This window comes from Paenibacillus sp. ACRSA, from assembly GCF_022346845.1.
Taxonomy (GTDB): domain Bacteria; phylum Bacillota; class Bacilli; order Paenibacillales; family Paenibacillaceae; genus Paenibacillus.
Genome location: NZ_JAKRNP010000007.1, coordinates 287,137 through 310,095, shown reverse-complemented (window position 1 = coordinate 310,095; position 22,959 = coordinate 287,137). Strand labels below are relative to the sequence as shown.

Genomic DNA, 22,959 nt, shown 5'->3' with positions numbered 1-22,959 from the left:
TCTTTCCAGTTCCCTTCAGGCGAAGAAAACAAGTATTCGGTATTAGCTACCGTTTCCGGTAGTTGTCCCAAGCTTGAGGGCAGGTTGCCTACGTGTTACTCACCCGTCCGCCGCTAACCATCAGAGAAGCAAGCTTCTCTTCAAGTCCGCTCGACTTGCATGTATTAGGCATGCCGCCAGCGTTCGTCCTGAGCCAGGATCAAACTCTCCAATAAAGTATTGAAAAGAGCGATTAGCTCATTTTGAATCTGACGAGATTAAAAATCTCATTTGTGCTTCAAAATCATTCAGTCCGAAGACATGTACGATTTCTCAGCGTCGATCTTGCAAGCAAGATCGTTACTCACTCGTTGTTCAGTTTTCAAAGATCAAACTTTTCATACCGCTACCGAAGTTGTTCGCTTCAGCAACTCTTATATATTATCACGTCCGAACCAACTTTGCAAGCTCTTTTTTTAAGTTTCTTTCGAAGCTTATGTTGTTTGCTCGCCGCACCGTGTTTCTAGTGTTTTCTTGGCCGGAATAAGAATATATCATGAATAACAACCACTTGTAAAGAGTTAATTTCAAATTATTTAATTATATACCTAGATTACATGCATTATTATATCCTTTCTTCTATTATAAATACATCCTCATTAAACCTGAGCTCTACTTTACCAATCGTATATAAACGTTTAATTCAACTCACATACATACAGAACTCAATGCAAAACACCAATCTCCGTCATACACCCTACCTTATATTCATACTTTTATATAATAGATTCTCACAAAGGTTATTCATCGCCTCTTCTATTAATGTAACTATCTTCATATAAATGATGTGAGTTTTGACAAGCTACTATCGCTATTGTTACCTTTATAGCAGAAGTGAGTAATTCAATATCATATATAGATAAAAATGTAGTTCCAAAAATAAGATAGACTCTTGGAGGGCGTACCGTGACTCAATGGATCACAGAATTTATCCTTTTTTTCAAAGACTTGTCGTATGCAGGTGTGGTCATTGCTTTATCATTTGAATTTGTGCCTGCCGAACTCGTTCTCCCGCTTGCAGGTTACTGGGTTTACCTTGGGGATATGAATCTTATTCTTACGATTATAGCAGGTACGGTTGGAGGGACATTCGGCCCACTAACGCTGTATGCGCTTGGTCGGTTTGGTGGAAGACCCCTCGTTGAGAAATACGGTAAGTATTTTTTCATTCGCACACATCATTTAGAAGCTTCAGATCGTTTCTTTGAGAAATACGGCAGTGGGGTAGCTTTTTACGGGCGCTTCGTGCCAGGGGTAAGAACTTTGATATCTATACCTTGCGGTGTTACCAAAATGAATGTTTTTAAATTCAGTCTGTATACCTTCTTAGCTATGCTGCCCATTACATCGCTTTATGTATATCTGGGCTTTAAGCTGGGCGCTCAGTGGGAGCATGTGGATGAGATTATCAAACCTTATATCCTACCGGCGGCTGCAATCTTTATTATCGGTTTTGGACTTTATGTTCTTATTAAACGCTTCAGAAAAGGACGCGTATCACAGTAAACGACTGTTGGTCTAGCTGACTTGTTGATCATGCAGTATATTGATTGATGGAACGTTTGAGACCTACGAGCTGAATCTCGGTAGCTCCTGCTGAGATAACGGTGTTGAATTTTCTTTGAACCCTCGGTCTCACTTCTCTACTCCGTCTCTTCACCTTAACGCATTCCGTTAATAAGCAATTTGGCGGTTCCATGGGTAGGGCGGCTCCAATCTGAGTGTAAGCATCCGTTTGTAATAACTCAATGAAATACATAAGCCCAGGCTAACCGAGATCAACGGTTGCCTGGGCTTAAATTATGTCTTACTATATTATTCGATTTAATCGAATAAGCAAAAATAATTACGGTTCTAACACTTTACAATCGGCCATAATCTCCGGTTTGTATCGCATGCTGTCCGCTTCAGTGATTGGACGTATAACTTTACATGGAACACCAGCAGCTAATGAGTTTGCCGGAATATCACGCGTAACCACACTCCCCGCGCCAATCACACTTCCGCTTCCAATTGTAATGCCGCCACATACTGTAACATTGGCAGAGATCCATACATCATCACCAATTGTGACGGGTTTGGCGTAACATAGCGATTTAATATCTCCATTTTGATCCAACATCTGTCTGCGCTCAGACGCAATAAAGGGATGAACGGGAGTAACAATGGTTACATTAGGCCCAAAGCTGACATAATCACCTATTGTCACTTGTGCATCATCCTGGACAGTTAGATTGTAATTTCCGAAGAAGTGATCCCCAATCCGGGTATGCACACCATAATGAAAGAAGATTGGACCTTGTATGAATCCTCCTTCCCCCTTAGACCCTAACAACTGTTGTAAAATCATTTCCCGTTCTTCACTCTGATCCTCATACGTCAGGCTATATTGTTGACTCAGGTTGTGTGAACGGCGTTTGATTTCCTTCAATTCTGGATTACCTGGACTAAAAAGAATTCCCTTCCTGATCCGTTCTTCTTCTCTCATACTCATAACCTCCACAGCGTATTGATGTTAGTCATAAGGTTTCTATCCCATTTCAGCACTAAATACCAGCCATGATAAAGAATTCGAGCCGTTTTCCTCTGAAAACAGATTCTTTGTAATGTGGGTTTACTAAGTAGTCGGACTAGCACCTTCTCAGCTACGAGGTCATCATAATTCCTGTAACTGGTTTCATGTCAATGGCTGCTATGACAATAAAAAGCGAATTCTTCGCCCACATCCCATGCGTAAATCCACAGAACATCTTCTGTAGATTATATCGATTCCTCAAGGATCGTCTCCCTTAGCTCTTGAAGAATCATCCATCTTAGTCCTGCATCAAAATCTTTTTGAAATGTTCCTTGGTACACAACTTCAGGAAACGTAGGCATTGGATTCTCCATCTGATACTGCTTCCATGCAGCCTCCAGTTGCTCTATCTGCACTCTCTCCTGATAAATCACGGTCTGATGTGGAGCTACAATAGCATTAATCGTTTGGATGATCTGGCAAAATTGCAGGAGGAACTCGTCATCGTTCATCTTAGCCTTCCAATTCGGCGCAGAAGGCAGATACTTAATTTCGCCAGACATTCCATTCTTCCCTTGCATGATCTGTCCATTCAACATAATTCCAAGGCCAGGTGGATACCGATTAGGGAAATAGATTCCGGCCACACACTGCTCTTTCATTTCCTCATGCTGAATGCAGTACCCGCTGATCGCAGCGTTAACATCGTTCTCGACAAGAACTTTCAGACCGAATTCACTCTGAATGTCTTGAATCAAACGTGAATTAATAAGTTCATCATGACTACTCACCGTAATATCCCCATCGACTGCTTGCCCTGGAATACCTATGCCGATCCGGTGAATAGAAGGATATGACGTAACGCATTGTTTGATCACTTGAAGAATGTGTTGTTTATCCAAAACAGGAAGAATGCAATCTTCCTTAGACAGCACTTCATTTTCCAAGTTAATCACGGTTGCTGAGATTAGTTCTTCACCTTTCATTTCTTGGATATATAACACCAGTGCAAGTCTGTAATTATAATTGTATCGATAAGCTTGCGCCGGTCTGCCGCCATTCGATGGAACTACTTTATCTTCAAATAACTCGCCACGATTACATAGTTCTTTCACCAAAGCGTTAATTGTCACCACACTAAGCTTCGTTAATGAAGCTAATTGCGGCTTGGTCGCCGTTTCGATCTGTTGCATCACTTCACGTACATTATTTAGATTGATGTGTTTCATCAATTTTGCATTCGCTTTTCTCATCATCCGCTTGTTCCCACCTCAGTTCTTCACCAAACAAGAAGAAACAGCAGTACCATATCTTCCAACTTGTAAAACTTATTTTAGCACTTTTGCTCCTTTACTCAAACAAGTCATCCATTGACCGAACCGGCTTCACTTCAATAGGTTCTTTCGAAATAGACAAGCTCGCATAGGCACCCACCCAAATGATTGCTGCTAAAATAATGTATACCATATCTGCTCACCTCCCCAACTTGTGCGGCTTAAGAAGCAGACGATTCACTGTCTCTGCACTAAGCAACATAAGTACAAGTAGGACGAACACAACGATTGGAAAAGCACCTGTACCTGCTCGCGCCGCCAGAATTCCGAACAACGGTGGAATCAATGTCGTTCCGCTATACGCAACGGCCATCTGGTAGCCCATTAGCTTGGCTGAATTTTCTTTGCCAAATCGAGTAGGCGTTTCATGTAAAAGCCCTGGGTAGATCGGAGCGAGGCCAAGTCCCACCAGTACAAATCCCGCTACAGAAAACGTGGAAGGCAGTGGGAGCAACAAGATGATTCCGCCCGCTATCGTTACCCATTGTCCATACCGAATCAACAAACGATTTTGAACTTTTAACGTAATGAAGCCTGTAATCAACCTGCCAAATGTGATACCTGCATAATATAGTGAGATACTCGTTGCAGCTACCTCCGCTGAAAGGCTCCTCGTGCCTACCAAATAACTAGCTCCCCATAATCCAACGGTGGTTTCCACTCCGCAATATAACAAAAAGGCTAGCAAAGATGGCTTAACTCCGCGAATATTCAGTACCTTCACCGGAAGACTCGAGTGTGACGGTTGCTCTGTTTCTACATTCTCTGGTTGTGTTGCTTCTCGCGTCGCAGCCACTCGTTTCCATAGAGGCAAGGTTACGAGTAATACAACGACAAGTATTAATTGGATGATCGCAACGGCTGTATAGCCACCTCTCCATGAGTTCTCGCCTGCGATATAACCAGCCATGATGATCGGCCCCATGGTAGCACCAATGCCCCAGAAGCAATGCAGCCAGTTCATATGGTGTGCTTGGTAATTCTCGGCTACATAGTGGTTCAATGCGGCATCTACCGCTCCAGCCCCTAGACCTAAAGGAATAGCCAAGAGCATAAACCAAACCATAGAAGGAGCCATCGAAAACCCAAACAGTGAAACCGCAGTTAACAGGCAACTGAACAAGGTGATCTTCCCTGTCCCTATTGTCTTAATCATTCTGCCACTTAACAGACTTGAAACGATTGTCCCTCCGGCAATAATCATCGATATTAACCCTGCCGACCCTACGGAAGAACCAATCTCCGGCCACATGACAGGCCAAGCAGAACCAAGAAGTGAATCCGGAAGCCCTAGACTAATAAAGGCTAGATAGATTATGACCAGAAACCAAGTAGCCATGGATGTAACTCCTCTCTTTAAAACAAACACTAAATAAATATTCTTTATAAAGTTTATATTGTAAGTATGCGAGCGATGATCCTCTTTTGTCAATATCCATTCATTGGATTGTTTATGACTGTGCCTGACATCCATTTTCTATATAAGATCATGAATAAAAGACCGCGGGTGCTAACCCACGGCCTGATCTTACGTCTCCTCCGCTAACAAACACGTCATTCCTGTTAGGAAGTGCTTATTCACTTTTAAAAGTTATCGCTATCTTGCCTTATTTCCGCTCTACCGTATATCCTTTATCTTCAAGAAGTTTCACGATTCCGTGCTCACCCAGGTAGTGGGCTGCGCCAACAACGATGAAGTACTCCTCACCTTTTCCATTTTTCAGATATCCATCAATCTTATCCGCCATACCAATATTGCGATCAACCAGCATCGCTTTGTTATATTCTTCGTTGCCTGAGAAACTGTTCGTCAGTTCAAGCAGTTGCTCCTCATTCCCCGTTTTCCACATTTCTGCCATTTGGTTCACACTAGTATCTAATACATCGAAGTTATCAATGGTTGATTTGAGCGTTTCCTCTTGCAGCTCTTTGGAGAAGTTGTTGAACATCCCAAGCTGAGATTCATAGGACTCCAGTTCAATCACTGGAATTTTGCGCTGTACCGCCTTCTGAATGAAATACAAATCCACACCTTCCGATGCTTCATATCCACCATCCACTGACTTCAGTCCTCCGAGTGTAATTTCTACTACCCAAGGCTTGAATGTATCAAAAGCGTTCGGCTCGATACCATTTTCCTTCAAAAGTTTACCCAGACTCGCATAGGTTTCACTGGAGATGTGGTCTTTCAGCGTTGTCCCATCCTGATAGGTACCGAGATCGAGAACCATCTTCTGCTGCTCATCCGTAGCTGTGCTAATATCTACTTCTACGCCCAGATAGTCTGCTTCTGCAAAGGCTTCCTCAAATTCAGGACGCAGTGGGTAGAAGCTCTCGTCTGCAATATGCATCGAACCTACCAGATAGACGGTATTGCCGTCCTTCTCGACTTCCCACATGAAGCCGCGTCCACCTGTTTGGACAGTTTCGGTTTCCCCACCTTTGGATACTAGCAGAACGGTACGTGTCGCAGAATCCCAACGAACTTCATAACCTGCTGCATCACCAACAATGCGAATTGGCGCATAAGTTACCCCGTCGATCCGTGTAAGCTTGCTTTTCAGTGTAATCGTCCGGCCATCAACTACCGCCGTAATCGTATCATCCGATGCCGTTGTCAGCTTAACGTCCATTGCATCCAGCGTGGTGCGCAGCGGAACAAGAGTTGTTCCTTTCTCAAGAATTGGTGCACCTGTTGCATACTGTACCGCCTGATCATTAACCTTAACGGAAGTCTCCTGAGGCGCTGCCATAGCTGGTACTGCTGATGCGAGTAAACCTACTGAGACGGTAAGAGATAAGAGCATGCGTTTCCAATTTTTCATATTATGTATTCTCCTTTGGGATAAGTATAGTTGCCAATCATTAATTTAATAGAATGGACATACTTAGTTCATACGGATAAAGGTGGAAAAAGGTCCCATCTTATTTTCGGAGTAGCTCCTATTCAGTGGAAAGTCTGGATGTACCGATCGTTAATAATAACGTTAAGAAAAATGACGACTACAGCAAGAATCTTCTGTTAAACTCAGAGAAGAACACACCCAACATTTGGGTTGAAGTGTGATATACATATGCATTGAAAGGTGGATCATCCATGGAGAACACCGGCGTAACTGCCGAAGAAACAACCAAAAAGAGGCCATTATTCTCTATTAAAAAGAAGCGGATTCCTTCTCTCACGCCAGGCTGGAAAGGCGCTGTAGCTGCTCTATCAATAGTGACACTATCGTTGTACTTCGTTCAAGCCTATTATTATTTGGGATCACGAGGTGCAAGTGAATACTGGATTGGCAGCTTACTGTTCCTATTTGCAACATTAGCATTGACCGGAATCCTTACAGGACTACTGCATTGGGGCAAAAAACTACCTTCACGTTACGTATGGGCCATGCTTACTTCGCTCTTGTTGCTTTTAATAAGCTTATTGGGCCCCATCCCCCTTACGCTGCTTATTACGGTATGCATCCTCATTGCCTGTTCTGTGCTTGGCGCACTACTCTATCAATTCATCAGTGGTGTCTACCGGGAAGCACGAACTTGGAAGAAAGTCCGGGCAGCCGCAAGTGCTGCAATTACTCTCGTCTTCGTCTGCATGCTCGGTTATTGGATCGTCAGCGAAGGACAGAAGGAATTTGCTGCGCCCTATCCGTTGCAGACGGTCAAGCCTGCGGAAGCTTACACAACCCTATTAACCAATCCGGCAGAACCCGGAACAGCTTCCGTAAAATCCCTAACCTACGGGAGCCATTCGACGTATCGTGACGATCTGAGCACAGAAATCATGCTAACTACCAAATCTGTCGACGGATCAGCCTTTGTTGGTGATTGGACGAAGAGACGCACAAGCACGTTTGGTTTTGGCGCTGGCGCAATGCCATTAAACGGTACAGTCTGGTATCCCGAAGGCGATGGCCCTTTCCCACTTGTGCTCATCGTGCATGGCAACCACCTTGCGACGAAATATTCAGATCCAGGGTATGCCTATATGGGTGAATTGCTGGCAAGTCGCGGACATATTGTAGTTTCCATTGATGAAAACTTTCTTAACTCATCGCCATTTAACGAATTGTTTGTGTTCAAACCCCTACAAGGGGAAAATCGGGTGCGAGGATGGTTGCTGCTGGAGCACCTTAAGGTGTGGGAAGGATGGAATAATGCACGAAATAATCCATTTTATAATAAAGTCGACATGGAGAAGATTGCCCTAATTGGACATTCACGAGGAGCTGAGGCTGTAACCACAGCGGCGGCTTACAATAAGATGACCTCTTATCCCGAGAACGCCAACATCAAGTTTAATTACAACTTTAATATCCGATCTATTGTTTCTATAGCGGGTACCGATGGGCAATATAAACCGGGAGGGCAGCCCTTGTCCTTAAAGGACGTGAATTATCTGGCTTTACATGGCACCCATGACATGGACGTCACCTCATTTGTGGGAACAAGCCAGTACTACCGGACTGATTTTACGGAGCGTAGTGAATTTTTCAAATCTTATGTATACATATATGGAGCTAACCACGGGCAATTCAACACCGAGTGGGGCAAATATGATGGTGTCGGGTTAGGCAACAGGTTGTTCAACACAGCCGGGCTTCTCCCTCAGGATCAGCAATTAAAGGCAGCCGAAGTGCTGATCTCATCCTTTTTGGAGGTTACACTTCAGGATAATGCTCCCTATCAACAGGTATTTCAGGATCTTGGATATGCCAGAGAATGGCTGCCCGAAACGATGTATATCAGCAATTATTGGGATGCGAACACGTTAACCATTAGTAGCTATGACGAGGACAGCGATCCGGGGACAACTACATTACCGGGTGGAAGCTTGGAAGGACAAGGACTGCAGACATGGAAAGAGCAAAACGTCGAGATGGGATACACCACCGATCCATATAGAGCCGTTATGCTGAAATGGGATCAAACTGCTACGTCCTCCACGCCTGAATACAGGGTGATTCTACCCGAACAAGACATCGGCATATCTGATCAGAGCTCCATCGTGTTCTCCATCGCTAATACGGAAACTGATCAAGATGTGGATGGAGCCGATCTACCAGTGGATCTCACTGTAGTCGTTGAAGACAATCTCGGAAATACCAGCCGAGTACCACCGAGTAGCGTCTCCCCGCTGTTACCTATGTTTGAAGCGGCTCTGGCGAAATCACCATTTGCACTATTCAAGACGACGAAGGAGCCGGTGTTCCAGAATTATGCCTTCCAACTGGCTGATTTCGTTGCAATGAACCCCGATCTCAACCCGGAGCAGATCAGAAAAATCAGCTTTGTGTTCGACCAATCAGAGAAAGGTAGCATTATGATACGGGATATTGGTGTTCGGTAAACATTTCTTATTAGAATGGCTGCATCCTATGGATGTAAAAAAACACTCAACTTATTCGCGATGGTCCGTGAATGAGTTGAGTGTTTTCACTAACCCAGAACAATCATCAAATCTACGTGCTCGGTTGATCTCCGATCATCTGCAGCTCAATATTCTTCATCTCATAAAAGTAGCCTTGCTGCTCCATCAGCTCCGTGAAGGAACCCGTTTCCACAACCATACCTCGATCCATAACCACAATCTGATCCATCTTCTCAAGTCCTGTAAGCCGATGACAGATCAGAAGAAGTGTATCATCAGCTGCCTGTGCGAAGACCTGCTGCAACACGTGTTGTTCTGTCACATAATCGAGTGAGGATGTTGGTTCGTCTAGAAGCCATATGCTTCCGCTCCGCAGCATGACTCTTGCTAGAGCCAGGCGCTGCTTCTCGCCATCGGATAGATTCTCACCCTTTTCATACACTGGATCGCCGAGTGACATATTGGGCAGTTGGACTTTATTCAGCACAGCCGCTAATTGTTCGTCAGCATGCTCTTCCCCGTGTAGAAGTAAGTTATCCCGAACGGTTCCCTTGAAGAAATGACTTTGCTGTAAGACGACGTTTGCTGTTTGCCATATGCTCTCTTCATCTAGCTCACTTAGCGAAACATCATTCAACTGTATATCGCCAGACGTTGGCTCACGTAGTTTAAGTAACAGATCCACAATGGTAGACTTCCCTGATCCGCTGGGTCCGACAATCGCTGTTTTGGAGCCAGGTGGAAAAGTTATCGAAATATCATTCAATGCAGCTCTCCACTCCCCCTCATATTGAAAGGTAACGTGAGATAATTGGACTGAAACAGCCTGTTCGGTAGCGCACTGTCCGCCTGGTTGTGCAGGCTGCACATCGGAACTCTGAACCGTCTCGGTGAGTCGTCTGGCTGCATGTTCACTATCCTGTTTATACACGGGCAACACAGCCATCGCTGTTGCTTCTTCAAATACCGTCTGCGTAGCCAGGATCAGCATTGCGAGATAAACGCCAGCAAGTGACCCATCCATAATCAGCCATGCGCCAACGACCAGCACGCCCCATGTCACGAGATAGGTTACAAAAATATGCATAGATTGCCCACGTAGCAGATGCCCTGCTGCTCTTTGCTGCTCCAATGCCAATGCGGCGGAAGTCTGCTGGAGCTGTTGCTCCCGTTGCTCCAATTGCCCATATACCTTTAAATCGCGGAAACCATACAACACTTCGGTTACTTCGGTAGATAGTAATGCCCGTTGCTGGCGCACACGACCATGTATTTTACGCTGCCCCAGCAAAACAATACCCGGTACAACAAATGCCGTAATTAACATGCCCAGCATGAGCAAGCACGCAACCCAGAGCGAATAAACGGATGTAAACAGTACGGTAGACAAAAATACCATAACGACGATGATCGGCGGATACGCAACACGCAAAAAATAATTTTGCAAGCTTTCTACATCGCCAACGATCCGCGCAAGCAGATCCCCGCTTCGGTTTTTATTCAATATGCCTGGTGTTACGGGAATGAGCTTGGCAAAAAAGGAGGTGCGCAAACGGCTCAACATGGAGAACGTAGCTCTGTGTGAGTACAATCGTTCCCCATAACGGCTCGCCGCTCGAACAAAACCGAGCAGTTTGACCATGGAGGTAAGTACAATCAAGGTGTAAAGCGGCGGCGCAAATACGGTTTGCGCGATCATATACCCACTGGCGGAAAAGAGACCTACACCTGCTATGCCTGCAATAAATCCACCCAAAATAGAGAGTAAGATATCCTTGCGCTCCTGAATCATGGCCTTGGACATCATAGCTAGTTCATTCATGTTAACCCTCCTTTTCGTTGAATATGAACCATCTCAGCATACTGAGGTAGTCGCTCTAGCAGTTCTTCATGTGATCCGGAGTCTATTAATGCACCATTCTCCATGAATAAAATGCTGTCCGCCTGTTGAATTGTATATAATCGGTGAGCTACGGTAATCATCGTTGCCTTCTCTGTCAGGGATGCAATCGAACGTTGCAGTATTCGCTCCGTGTGAACATCTAGTCCCACCGTTGGTTCATCAAACAAGATGATAGCCGGTCGTTTCAGAAAAGCACGTGCAAGAGCAAGCCGTTGCTTCTCCCCGCCGGATAATCCCCTGCCTCCTTCGCCAACATAGGTATCCAGCCCTTGCTGCAATTGGGCAGTAACAGCACTAAGTCCTGCCTCCTCAGCCGCTTGTTCAATGTCGGCTCTGGATGTACTCATTCCCGTACCAATTGCAATATTCTCAGCCAACGTGCCTGCAAAAATATACGGATGCTGTGTGATGTAGCTAACCTGCTCGAACCAGGCGGCCTCATCATATGTGGACAATGGACGTCCATTAACCAGAACTTCTCCTGACGTCGGTTTTAATAATCCGGAGATGAGATGCAGCAGAGTCGTTTTACCTGAGCCGCTTTTGCCAACAATTGCGATATGCTCTCCTGGTTTAATGGAGATCCTCTTCGCCTCAAGTTCAAATGAATCCGGTGCATACCGAAATTGTGTATTGATTAGATCCATAGACGGTGGCATAGGCATCAGCATGGGATGTTCAGTCAATAATGAATTCGATTGAGCCTCAACCATCACATCGGTAACCTCACTCTGAGGTGCTGCCTCTTCACTATTAGTCTGTGCACTCGTCGTATTCGTGTCTGCAAGCATTTGCTCGACCTTACGAATCGCTCCCATACTGGTTCTACCGCTATGAAAAGCGGTTCCTGTATTTTTCAGCAGGCTGTAAAACTCGGGAACAAGCAACAACACCAGAAAGGCCGTGTGGAACGTCAGCGCCTTGAACACTAGCAACTGAATAGCCAGCTCAAGAGCGACAATACCGATGCCTAACATGACGATCGACTCCAGCATGAAGGTGTTCGTAAACGCAATTTTCAAAATGCCCATTGTTGTATCACGATACCCCAGGCTGCTGCGTTCAATCTCATTATGCTGACGATCAGCCTTACCAAATATTTTTAATGTAACTAGTCCTTGAAGCGAATCCAGGAATGTACCGGAAAACTCAGCTAGTTGCGCATATTTTTCCTCAGACTTGTTCTTGGTCTGTAATCCGACCAAAATCATAAATAAAGGGATAAACGGAGCTGTGCAGAGCAAAATCCACCCCGTATTAGCATGTTGGGTAAATGCAACAACTAAGATCAGAATCGGAATGATTGCTGCCTCCATCATGCGCGGCATGTACTGACTGAAATAACTATCCGCCTCATCTACCGCATCCAGCGCAACACTGACCTTCCCTCCCGTCTGTCCGTGCAGGGTTGAAGATATGGAAGCATGGGTCAGGTTTTGCAGCACCTTAGCTCGCATATGCGTCTTGGCCTGGGCAGCCATATGCAAGCCGACCTTTCCATTGCCGTACGTTAATATCGTGCGCAGAGCCATGACAGCCAGCAATATACCGAGCAGCATAGCTATTGATGCAAAGGAAGCTTTCTCTACAAAGATTCGCTGGACTGCTTCAGCCAGCAATGTAGCCTGGCTTATAATTGCTATACCCAGTGCCAGAGACATAAGCGCAAGGAGAAGCCTGCTTCTTCGATGTAACGACATTTGCTGGGCAATCAGACTCGATTTCCTTTTCACAGTACGCTCCTCCTTTTATTTTTTCCCTTTGACGTAATCCGCATCGAACAGAAAAAGCTTGAAGACCAGAATAAGAGATGGAATCAACAAGCACAGCCCCCCGATAAATACAACGACAAGTGCGAAGCCCATGGCTGGTGATGTCGCGCTACTCTGAATCGTGATATATGGATCAAGAATATAAGGATATTGACCAATCCCGTAAGCGAAAAAGGCACAGAAAAATTGAAGCATGATGCAAATAAACGCAAGTCCATATCTACGTCCGTTATACAGCAGCCACATGGCAACCATGAAGAAAGCAACGGAAAGTGCAAGCAACCACCACAGATCCATCATATTTTGAAAATGGCGCTCATTGTGTTGACCCAAATATATGAATGCAGTCAGTGCGAGAATGATGGTCGGTGTACTCCAGAACAAAGCATAGTTCCGCATCAGCTTAAGAGCCCCTTGATCCTCTGCCCGTGATGCATAAAAGGTTAGAAACGATCCGCTGATAAATAGGACAGAGACAATCGCTAGTCCAACGATGCTCCACGATAATGGGTTGGTAAACAGCGCCCAATAGTCCAGTGTAACGGTCTCGCCTTGTTTCAAAATAAATCCGCCTTCCGACAATGTCAGTGCCACGGACAGCGATGCAGGAATAAGCAGACCTGTAGCTCCGTATAAGAACAAGTACACGATATTGTTTTTGGAACCATAATTCTCAAAAGCATAGAACGAGCCACGAATGGCAAGCAGAATGATGGCAATACTCCCTGGCACGATCAGTGCGGCGCCATAATAGGAAGCTGTGTCCGGGAAAAACCCGACAATACCGATGTAGAAAAATACAAAAAATACGTTGGTAATCTCCCAGACCGGCGATAGATAACGGGAGATCAGACGATTAATCAAGTGATCCTGCTTCGTCAAACGAGCATAGAAGGCAAAAAAACCTGCTCCGAAATCAATAGAAGCTACGATGAGATAGCCATACAAGAACAGCCAGAGTACCGAAATTCCGATTAATTCATAACTCATCAGGCATGCCCTCCTTGATCCGCAGATTGATCCTGTTTCGCCTTCAGCCATTTCTCCATCTCAAGATCAGCAGGATTATTGTTAAACAAACGTCTTAATACAAGAACACATATAACACCGAGCACGATGTACAACAGTAGGAAAACAAAAAATAATACTCTCACACTTGGTGATGAAGTAGCCGCTTCTTCCACCCGCATATATCCTCGAATGATCCATGGCTGTCGTCCCACCTCTGCATAGAACCAGCCCATCTCAACGGCAAGAAACGCAAGTGGAGCACTCAGCGCAACGAGGCGAAGCATCCATTTGTTGAACTGATTACGCTTCTTCCAGAACACCAACAGGAAATATAGACTGGAGATCGCAAGTAGGGCGAATCCAATTCCGGCCATCACGTCGAATAAATAGTGCACCAGCAGTGGCGGATGTTCATCCGGTGGAAATTCGTTCAGCCCCGTCACTTCGGCATTAAAGTCTCCAAAGGCGAGAAAGCTGAGCAATTTAGGCAAATGAAGAGCCCCTATAATCTCATGTTCCGCGTTCAGCCATCCGAGTAAAATTAAATCTGCGCCGCTCTCTGTCTCAAAATGCCATTCTGCTGCAGCAAGCTTCTCAGGTTGATGTTCAGCCAAAAACTTGGCAGATACATCTCCAGCAAGTGTGTTCAGCAAGCTGAATACCAAAACAACAGCCATCATCAGATTCAAGCCTTTCTTGTGGTACGCAGAAACACCTTTTCTCAGCATGGCAAGGGCAGCAATCCCGGCCAGTAGAGCCGCTCCCGTCAAATAAGCTGAGCTTAGCACATGGAATACCTTGGAGAACGTTGCTGTGTTCAGCATCGCTTGCACAGGGTTAACCGCGATGAACTGGCCTGCCTCCATGATAAATCCTTCAGGTTGGTTCATGAATCCGTTCACGGTTGTAATAAAAACAGCCGACATACCCGCTCCGGCTACAACCGGGATGGTCAGCAACCAGTGAATATACGGGTTTTTTAATCGATCCCACGTATACAGATAAATGCCTAGGAAGATCGCTTCGAAGAAGAACGCGAACACTTCCATAAATAATGGTAATGCAATGACATTCCCGGCTAGTTTCATGAAATTCGGCCATACCAAGGCAAGCTGTAGAGATATCGCTGTTCCTGTCACGACACCTACCGCCACGGAAATGACAAATCCTCGTGACCACCTTTTCGCCATAAGTATGTAGTGGTTATCCTTCTTCCGAATGCCAATGAACTCAGCAATAGCAATCATTAGAGGCACACCTACACCAAGTGTTGCAAAGATCACGTGAAATCCGAGTGTTAAGCCTGTCACCAGCCTGCTCCATAACACCGTATCTAACTCCATACCTCTGTCACCTCCGTTTTCATTCTTTACTAAAAAGCTCAATCCACAGATAAAGTACGAGAAAAATTTCACATATCAGGACACAAGGATGCATGGCGAGATAATCAACATGATTAATGCTTAAATTATCCTACTCTCGCAGTCCTATACATCCCATGCCAATATATAAAATTATTATATCTACAATTGTGAATGATACAATTGCAGTCACTTCCTTGACATGAAATAGACAAGGAACAGTCACCCCTTTTCAACTAATCTATGAAAATAAACTAAATTACCCTTTAGAGCTATTGACTTGTTTATCAGCAGGGCTTGGCATATCTCTGAAGCACAAAAAGGCCGCTAATCATAGGATTAGCGGCTCTTTACACGTTTACTTCACTCGTTCAACTTTGGTTGCTTTCCCTTGTATAGGGTTGCTCTCTTCATACATACCTGTTGTCCATACCCTTACTTCGTCACCAACTTCAGCGTGATAATTAATGCCTGAAGTGACAAGTCTATACTGTTGCTCAGCATGATCACTCGTGGTAACAGCTATCGTTATCGTTGACTGATCTTTTGCCAGAATGACTGCTTCAAAATCTTCTTTTGCCTTCACTTCATTTTGAATTGGCTCATTATTGGTATTCATGTTGTCATGATCAGGAGCAGCCCCGCATCCAACGAGTACATACGATAACAATACTACAACCGAAGTTAAACTTAGTATCCTTCTCATCTTCATACCCCCAGAATAATCTGCTGATATTAAGTTCGACTTAAGGCATCTCCACTTAGTTTCATGATTCTAGAAATTCATATAGAATCGACATGCCTGCAAGTTAATATCTTGTGTATCTAGCGTTAGGCCTTGCATTCCTTTGGACATAGCCCACTTTCTAGCCCTATCTAGCAGTGCAGTTCCGATCCCTTTACCTCTACTATCCTCCAGGACAATAAGCCGATCAATAGATGCATACTTCATTTCATCGTTTGAACTTAATCGTATATGCCCCAGGCATTTCCCACTGGAATAATACATAAATGCTACACTGTCTTCGCTATCAATATACTCCTCAAGCTCATTGTGTTCGGGATAATGAGACTCATACGTTTGCTCAAAAAGCCCCTCGCGATGATTCCACTCCCCATTCTATCCATCCGACTACTTATCCAGATCAAACACTATATCTTGCAACGTTACGTTTTCAAGTACTTTTTCTAGTGCTCTTTGTGCCAATGAAAAGATAGGTTCGATCGTTCCTTGAAGGTTCTTACCAACGGGACAATCAGGATTTGGTTTCTCTTGGATATTGAATAGATTATTATCATTCACTGCATTTACTGCTGTGTACACATCAAATAATGTGATTTCACTTAGGTCTCGTGCGAGTGTAGCCCCTGCTTTTCCTCGGGTTACATGCACTAATCCGGATTTTTTTAACATCCCCATCACTTTACGAATGATTACAGGGTGTGTATTAACGCTGTCTGCAATCATCTCAGATGAGTTATTTCCTTCTTTATTAATCTCCAACAACGACAGTATGTGTATTCCTATATAAAACCGAGAACTTACGGACATGTTTTCACCCCAGTGTTACAAAAATAAGTGATTTACGAATGAACTTTTCTAATTAGTAATTCTAAGAAAGCTATAATAACATTCTAACATCTATTGAGCATGTTACAATGAGTCGGATTTTTTTTAGTCGCACGTATATATAAGTCTATCCTATATAAAAGCTGGATCAAGCAAAGGGGGAAATTCGCCTGATCCAGATGTTGTTAAATACAATGAAATTAAATCAATTGAGCATAATTTTCTTCTAACTTATCAGCGGTCATAGCACCGCCGCCTAGGTTATACAGGATATCACCTTTTTTCAAGAAAAGAGTTGGGTAACTTCTCGCACCAAGGTTGCTGGCTGCTACGAATTCTTGCTGGACAAGCTCTCGTGTCTCGGGAGTTATAATGCTGTCGATCACTTTCTGCTCATCCAGATTGAATTGTTTGGCAATGTCTTGATACGTTTGTATATCACTGAGACTCTTACCCTCGTAATAGAATGCTCGCTGCATTGCAGCTGCTAGATACACTGCTTGTTCTGGTGCCAAGGAACGTAATGCGGAAAATCCAATAGCCGCTGCCTCACTATCCATAATAAATGTACCGTCATGTAGAAGTTTATTATACGCAGCGCCAAACTCCACACCAGTAAGCTGTGCAATTCGTTTATTAGCTTCCGGAATATGTGGATATGCCGCCATCGCTTGACTCCGTTCATCGATAAAAAGACCACCCGACAGTACTTCAATCGGTAATTCTAAATGATTTTGATGAAATGCTCGCAGGCTATTCGAGAACCCATAACACCATCCACAATAAGCATCCCACACATAAATTAGAGAAACTCCCTTACTGTCCATATTTCACAACTCCCTCATTTTAGAATGTTCTAGCCAGATCTTTCGCCCGCTCGATAGCATTTTCTTTGATCTCTTGTGCCTTGTCCTTCGCTTTATTGTGTCCTTCAACAAACAGACCCTCGAACGATGGTACTCCGAAGAATTTCATGATGACTTGAAGGTGTCGGTGTCCCATTTCAAGTTCATCCGCGGGACTGTCAGAGTAAAAACCACCTCGTGCTTGAATATGAATTGCTTTTTTATCCGTCAGCAAACCAATAGGTTGTCCCTGTTCTGAATAACGGAACGATTTACCCGCTACAGAGACAGCATCAATATAGGCTTTCATCACTGGAGGATATGAAAAGTTCCAGAAAGGAGTAACGAATACATATTTGTCTGCCTCGATAAATTGATTCGACAATTCTGCTAGACGCTTCACCTTCGCTTGTTCATCGCTTGAGAGTTGAGCAAATTCAGTTCCAGAGCGCAGCTTGCCCCAGCCACTAAAAACATGTGCATCAATATGAGGGATATACTCGTTGTACAAATCAATGTTCACAATCTCGTCTTCAGGATTAGCTTCCTTATAAGCCTCAATAAATGCATTACCAACAGTCAGGCTATACGATGTGGACTCCTCAAGAGGATGTGCGGTAATAAAAAGTACTTTTATCATTATGATCATTCCTTTTATTTTGATTTTGTACCGTTTGTTGTAATTATTTAAGTTACAACTTATTACTTGTAATAATATATGTTACAACCTAGCTTGTTGTCAACGTTTATTTGCCATTTCATCTGATCAATAAAAAAAGCCGTTGATCTGAGTATTGATCAACGACTTCTTTAATGCTTATTTAGATAAATCCCATATTTTGAATCGATCACCTAGGCTACTCTAACCATCTGTTCGACCTCATCTACGTAACATGTCATTATTGTTGTTTCTGATAAGCATGCATTGCTGTTTGAAATTGGTCTAGTGCTTCTTGATATTTGAGACGATCCTTATCGTTGGTGGCAAGCTGTTTTTTCATCATTAAATCGTCCTGTAGTCCTTTAACTAATTCCGTTATTTGATCCTTTGGATTGGAATTTGCCGGTCTAGGTAACGAATCTTTACCTGTCTGTATTGTAAGTTCACCCTTACTATCCACCTGACCAATTAAAACTTCTTCCAAATTCAAACCAAGCTTGCGCAGCTCTTTTTGTACCCAATCTTCATTATATCCTGTTACTTGTAAAGTATCTGGCAAGATGTGCCCATCCATGATGATCGTTCTTGGTTCCTGTTCAGAAGAAATATGATAGCCCAACGCATTGGCTGTAAGGGGTTGGTACTCATTTTTTAGCATGACACTGATATCCCCACTCTGTTCCATTACGGCAAACTCCACATCGGCAACTCGAAATACATCTTTTTTACGAAGCTGCTCCAGAAATTCATCAATCGTCAAGCGTTCTTTCGCTAGCGCTTTTTCGATCACTGCTCCATTTTCAATAAGAATTGTTGATTTCCCGTCCACAATATCTCGAAACTTTTTACTTTTCATCGTTAAGTACTCCGCACCTGCAGACACGGCAACCCATACAAATACCGCAAGGAAACCTAAATACCACTTTGTATCTGTATCTAACGAAATATACCCCACCAAGTTACCTAAGGTAATCCCAGTAATATATTCAAATAAAGACAATTCAGAAATTTGGCGCTTTCCTAGAATTTTCGTAATGAAAAATAGAATTGTGACTGCAGATAACGTTCGAAATGTGACCTCTAACCATTCTGGCACGTTGGATGCTCCATTCCTGTGGATTAACTGTGTTGGTGACGCTTGTAAAGGTTATACTTACCACCACATTCATGATGTATGCACAGAACTTGAGATACTTCCAATTCGAACGTTTGACTTCAGTATAGTCGCCAAATGATTCGTTGGGCGTCGGTCATCGCTGGAATAAATCATCTACACTAAGTTGCGTTCCTCCGCCGATAATTTCGTCATAGCCTGATGTATAGATTCATCAAAATAATTAGCTTCAATATGCATATCGACTTCATTGTTTTCTTTGTCATCACGGTAGAAGAAAGGTAAGTATTTAACCAATTTTCGCTTACGGATGAAGTCAATGCACTGATGGTAGGCAATCTTGTATAACCATGCGCTAAAACTCATTTCATATTGGGTATATTTTCGCAAGTTGCGAAATATCTTCAGGAATAGTTCCTGTGCGTTATCTTCAGCCTCGTCATGTTTACCCAACATATGATAACAATAGAGAAATATTGGTTTCTGATAGACCTTCATGATCTGCTCGAATTTCTCTATCTCTCCATCCAACACATCTGCAATAATCTGATTAATCTCCGTGTCATTCAAGCTCTCTCCCCCCTCTCATACTATACAACGAACAACTCAACCCATAATGTGACAGTACGAGGAGAGTCTACCTTAAGCCGCCATATTAGGACGTAAAATTAAATTCTAAACTATACTGACCGATAGCTGAATAAAAGCAGCCGATCATATTGATCTGCTGCTTCTTTGTGTAGTGTATTATTGAACTATCGTTCACTATTAGCTTAATTAGGGTCTGCTGTATAGCATTGTTTTAACCGGGATACTATTCAAAAAAATGTTCACTAAGAATTACTTTTGCTTCTTTCAAATCATGAGGTTCTAATTTTTTAATCATATCTATAATTTCATAATAATCTGCATTTATAGTTGAAGAAGAAATTTTGGCATTATGAATCTCATCGTTTCTGTATTCATTACTTAGATTATTCTCAGTTGGATCTTCAATAAACTCAGGATAAAGCCATGATGTATGCAATGCTCCGCTGAGAACATGGACAAGGAATTTTAATTCAGTTTCGCTATATTGTTTCAAGAAGTAATCTACTCCGATATCTATTTGCCGATGCATGGCTAAATGCAATTGATAGATTTCTTGCCCTAATGGCGTGGTACGAAACAAAATTTCCTTTTTGTTGTGGGGAATGTACTCAAATTGGATAATATTTTTATCAGCCATTCTTCTCGTTATTTTGGAGATGCTGCCTTTGGAAAAACCAAATTGTTTAGAAATAGTAATTCCGTTCACTGGTTCAAGCTTGCCGATCGCATCTAATACATGCAGCATCATGATAGTCATTTCACTGATTAATTCTGCAATTACAGGATTGGGGCTGTTTTTAATAAGCCATTCTCTCTCCTCATCATCCTCCGCTAATAATTTTGTCTGTATTTCTTGGACTACCTCCAACAATGCCTTGGTCAAGGCAACTCTGTTAAGTTCTTTAGAGCAATTGTACATTCTGTTTCCCTCCAAAAATTAACCTACATTCAGTATATCAAGTAAAAGTTCGATATTAAAGTTGCTCGGAAACATTATTGACAAAGTTAAGTCTCCACATTATTATTGTTGCATGGAAACAATAATAATGTGTCCTATCGAAATTAACGGAGGCTATTATTCATGAGTGAAAACTATAACATCGACGTACTTATTGCGGGAGCTGGGCCAACAGGTTCTACATTGGCGGCAGATCTGCTTCGTCGCGGCCTTCGTGTCCGATTAGTTGAGAAGGCTCCGCACGCATTCAACGGCTCCCGAGCAAAAGGAATTCAACCTCGCACACTAGAGATATTTAAAGACCTGGATATTCTAGATGAAGCCTTGGCCGAAGGAGGATCATATCCTCTAACTGGCCTCCATTTCGGTTTTATCACCTTGCCATGGCGAATGATAAAGAAAAATAGCCCAACTCAGAGTGTTCCCTATCCAAACACTTTACTTTTGCCACAATATAAAACCGATGCCATCTTGCATCGCCTGATTAATCGCTTTGGTCAACAGATTGAGTTCAACACCGCGATAGAAGGATTTGAGCAAGATATCGATGGAGTGACTGTTACACTCTCATCAGGAGAAAAAGTTAGATGTAAGTATTTAATAGGAGCCGATGGAGGCTCAAGTACTGTGAGAAAGACTGCTGGAATTGGTTTTGTTGGTGAGACCGACGACTCTGACAAATGGCTCATTATAGACGGTAAGATTGATAAATTATCGCGTAATCGTTGGCACATGTGGCCGCGTAAACATGGTAAGCAAGTCGCTGCTTGTCCGCTCCCCCACTCCAGTCAATTTCAAATTATGATTCGTCTAAAACCGGGAGAAATGCCAAATCTCAATGAAGATATGCTATCAGAACAGTTTTACACGCTCACTGGATTCAGGCTACACAGCATCACCTGGTCTTCCGTGTTCAGACCCAACATTCGGCTCGCAAAAAATTACCGCGCAGGTAGAATTTTTTTAGTTGGGGATGCGGCCCACGTTCATACTCCAGCTGGAGGGCAAGGCCTTAACACAGGTGTGCAGGATGCTTATAATCTCGGTTGGAAACTCGGTCAGGTAATTTCAGGCGCAAATGAGAGTCTACTAGACTCATATGAAGCCGAACGGCAACCAATTGCTGCAAGTGTTCTTGGTAAATCAACTGAGCTGTACGCAAGTCTAGGTAAACGGAACCTTTCCAGCCTTAAGCGTGGAGATGAGGAACGACAGCTCAGGATTTCGTACCATGGAGGTCCACTTGCTCCAATTAATACTCCGTCTACCAAGACACTGCAAGTTGGCGACAGAGCACCAGATGCATCCTGTATAGGACCTGGAAGTGTGCGCAGTTTGTTTGACTTGTATAAGGGACCACACTTTACACTCTTAGCTTTCGGAGTAAATGCTACAAAGGCATTGCTCGAAATTAAGTCGCCAACTAACGGAGCTACATTGCAAAGCTACGCCGTCCATACTAAAGAAGTTGATTCAGAAGATTATATCTGTGATGTTTCAGGAAAGTTGTGTAATATATATGGAATCACTGATGATACATTAATATTAATTCGTCCGGACGGTTACATTGGATGTATTATAAAAAAAGACTGGCTGACAACCTTTAACAAGATAATTATGAGTATTAGCTAAACTATACGGAACACGGAACTTTTGACTGGGCAGAGAAACAGACCATTTATAACGAAGCTGAAATTGCCCACCAATTAAATCAAATCAATGATGAGACAAAACAATTATTAATTCCTAAGTTTGGAGCTGTATACCTCAGAGTTGAAAGTGACGAGGAAGAGAGCTAGGGAACCATTAAAATTGTTGAATATACACAATCTACTGGAGTGGTGGTGAAGATTCCGGAGCATTAGACTCCGGGGTCTTTTTTTGATGTACACGGACACCAGCCATCAATAAACC

General features: G+C 43.3%; 18 protein-coding genes, 1 rRNA gene and 1 pseudogene. 3 read left to right on the top strand and 17 right to left on the bottom strand.

Going from position 1 to position 22,959, the window contains the following annotated elements; all coding sequences use genetic code 11:
- Positions 1-215 (bottom strand): 16S ribosomal RNA (locus MH215_RS20810); the annotation flags it as partial.
- Positions 216-945: 730 nt separating this feature from the next.
- Here MH215_RS20810 and MH215_RS20805 point away from each other — a divergent pair.
- Positions 946-1,545, top strand: coding sequence for a DedA family protein (locus MH215_RS20805; RefSeq protein ID WP_056695492.1), 600 nt, complete (start codon positions 946-948; stop codon positions 1,543-1,545).
- Positions 1,546-1,885: 340 nt separating this feature from the next.
- Here MH215_RS20805 and MH215_RS20800 read toward each other — a convergent pair whose 3' ends face one another.
- The 4 genes from MH215_RS20800 to MH215_RS20785 all read right to left on the bottom strand — a co-directional run bounded on the left by MH215_RS20800 (position 1,886) and on the right by MH215_RS20785 (position 6,713).
- A complete protein-coding gene (locus MH215_RS20800) occupies positions 1,886-2,527 on the bottom strand; it encodes a sugar O-acetyltransferase (RefSeq protein WP_239293113.1) in 642 nt (213 codons plus the stop codon).
- Positions 2,528-2,799: 272 nt separating this feature from the next.
- Positions 2,800-3,810 carry an ROK family protein gene (locus MH215_RS20795; protein ID WP_239293112.1) on the bottom strand — a complete coding sequence of 337 codons (1,011 nt, stop codon included), beginning with the start codon at positions 3,808-3,810 and terminating at the stop codon, positions 2,800-2,802.
- Between the two features lie 217 nt (positions 3,811-4,027).
- Positions 4,028-5,227, bottom strand: coding sequence for an MFS transporter (locus MH215_RS20790; RefSeq protein WP_239293111.1), 1,200 nt, complete (start codon positions 5,225-5,227; stop codon positions 4,028-4,030).
- Between the two features lie 268 nt (positions 5,228-5,495).
- Positions 5,496-6,713, bottom strand: coding sequence for a TraB/GumN family protein (locus tag MH215_RS20785; protein ID WP_239293110.1), 1,218 nt, complete (start codon positions 6,711-6,713; stop codon positions 5,496-5,498).
- 272 nt (positions 6,714-6,985) lie between these two features.
- Between MH215_RS20785 and MH215_RS20780 the strand changes: the two genes are divergently transcribed.
- Complete coding sequence (locus tag MH215_RS20780) at positions 6,986-9,238, top strand: alpha/beta hydrolase (protein WP_239293109.1); 2,253 nt, start codon at positions 6,986-6,988, stop codon at positions 9,236-9,238.
- A gap of 112 nt (positions 9,239-9,350) precedes the next feature.
- Here the strand turns inward: MH215_RS20780 and cydC are convergent, their stop codons facing one another.
- The 12 genes and pseudogenes from cydC to MH215_RS20720 form a co-directional block, all read right to left on the bottom strand.
- The gene (cydC, locus tag MH215_RS20775; RefSeq protein WP_239293108.1) at positions 9,351-11,081 is read right to left on the bottom strand and encodes a thiol reductant ABC exporter subunit CydC; all 1,731 of its coding nucleotides are present in this window, start codon (positions 11,079-11,081) and stop codon (positions 9,351-9,353) included.
- Complete coding sequence (gene cydD, locus MH215_RS20770; RefSeq protein ID WP_239293107.1) at positions 11,078-12,895, bottom strand: thiol reductant ABC exporter subunit CydD; 1,818 nt, start codon at positions 12,893-12,895, stop codon at positions 11,078-11,080. The genes cydC and cydD overlap by 4 nt, the downstream gene beginning before the upstream one ends.
- A gap of 15 nt (positions 12,896-12,910) precedes the next feature.
- Positions 12,911-13,924 (bottom strand): cytochrome d ubiquinol oxidase subunit II, encoded by a 1,014-nt coding sequence (locus tag MH215_RS20765; RefSeq protein WP_239293106.1) that lies wholly within the window; start codon positions 13,922-13,924, stop codon positions 12,911-12,913.
- The gene (locus tag MH215_RS20760; protein WP_239293105.1) at positions 13,924-15,288 is read right to left on the bottom strand and encodes a cytochrome ubiquinol oxidase subunit I; all 1,365 of its coding nucleotides are present in this window, start codon (positions 15,286-15,288) and stop codon (positions 13,924-13,926) included. Before MH215_RS20760 ends, MH215_RS20765 begins: the two co-directional genes overlap by 1 nt.
- A 376-nt stretch (positions 15,289-15,664) precedes the next feature.
- The gene (locus MH215_RS20755; RefSeq protein ID WP_239293104.1) at positions 15,665-16,012 is read right to left on the bottom strand and encodes a DUF3221 domain-containing protein; all 348 of its coding nucleotides are present in this window, start codon (positions 16,010-16,012) and stop codon (positions 15,665-15,667) included.
- Between the two features lie 69 nt (positions 16,013-16,081).
- Positions 16,082-16,378, bottom strand: a pseudogene (locus MH215_RS20750) (GNAT family N-acetyltransferase); the annotation flags it as partial.
- A gap of 60 nt (positions 16,379-16,438) precedes the next feature.
- A complete protein-coding gene (locus MH215_RS20745; protein ID WP_239293103.1) occupies positions 16,439-16,858 on the bottom strand; it encodes an Rrf2 family transcriptional regulator in 420 nt (139 codons plus the stop codon).
- 218 nt (positions 16,859-17,076) lie between these two features.
- Positions 17,077-17,703 (bottom strand): DsbA family protein, encoded by a 627-nt coding sequence (locus tag MH215_RS20740; RefSeq protein ID WP_239293102.1) that lies wholly within the window; start codon positions 17,701-17,703, stop codon positions 17,077-17,079.
- A 19-nt stretch (positions 17,704-17,722) separates the two neighbouring features.
- Entirely contained in the window at positions 17,723-18,361 is a 639-nt protein-coding gene (locus tag MH215_RS20735; RefSeq protein WP_239293101.1) for an FMN-dependent NADH-azoreductase, read from the bottom strand.
- A gap of 259 nt (positions 18,362-18,620) precedes the next feature.
- On the bottom strand, positions 18,621-19,478 hold the full coding sequence (locus MH215_RS20730) for a DUF421 domain-containing protein (RefSeq protein WP_239293100.1): 858 nt from the start codon (positions 19,476-19,478) through the stop codon (positions 18,621-18,623).
- 174 nt (positions 19,479-19,652) lie between these two features.
- Positions 19,653-20,066, bottom strand: a complete 414-nt coding sequence (locus tag MH215_RS20725; protein ID WP_239293099.1) for an RNA polymerase sigma factor — start codon at positions 20,064-20,066, stop codon at positions 19,653-19,655.
- Between the two features lie 244 nt (positions 20,067-20,310).
- Positions 20,311-21,006: a helix-turn-helix domain-containing protein gene (locus tag MH215_RS20720; RefSeq protein ID WP_239293098.1), complete on the bottom strand. Its 696-nt coding sequence runs from the start codon at positions 21,004-21,006 to the stop codon at positions 20,311-20,313.
- 162 nt (positions 21,007-21,168) lie between these two features.
- Here MH215_RS20720 and MH215_RS20715 point away from each other — a divergent pair, with 162 nt between their 5' ends.
- The gene (locus MH215_RS20715) at positions 21,169-22,677 is read left to right on the top strand and encodes an FAD-dependent monooxygenase (RefSeq protein WP_239293097.1); all 1,509 of its coding nucleotides are present in this window, start codon (positions 21,169-21,171) and stop codon (positions 22,675-22,677) included.
- Positions 22,678-22,959 lie beyond the last annotated feature (282 nt).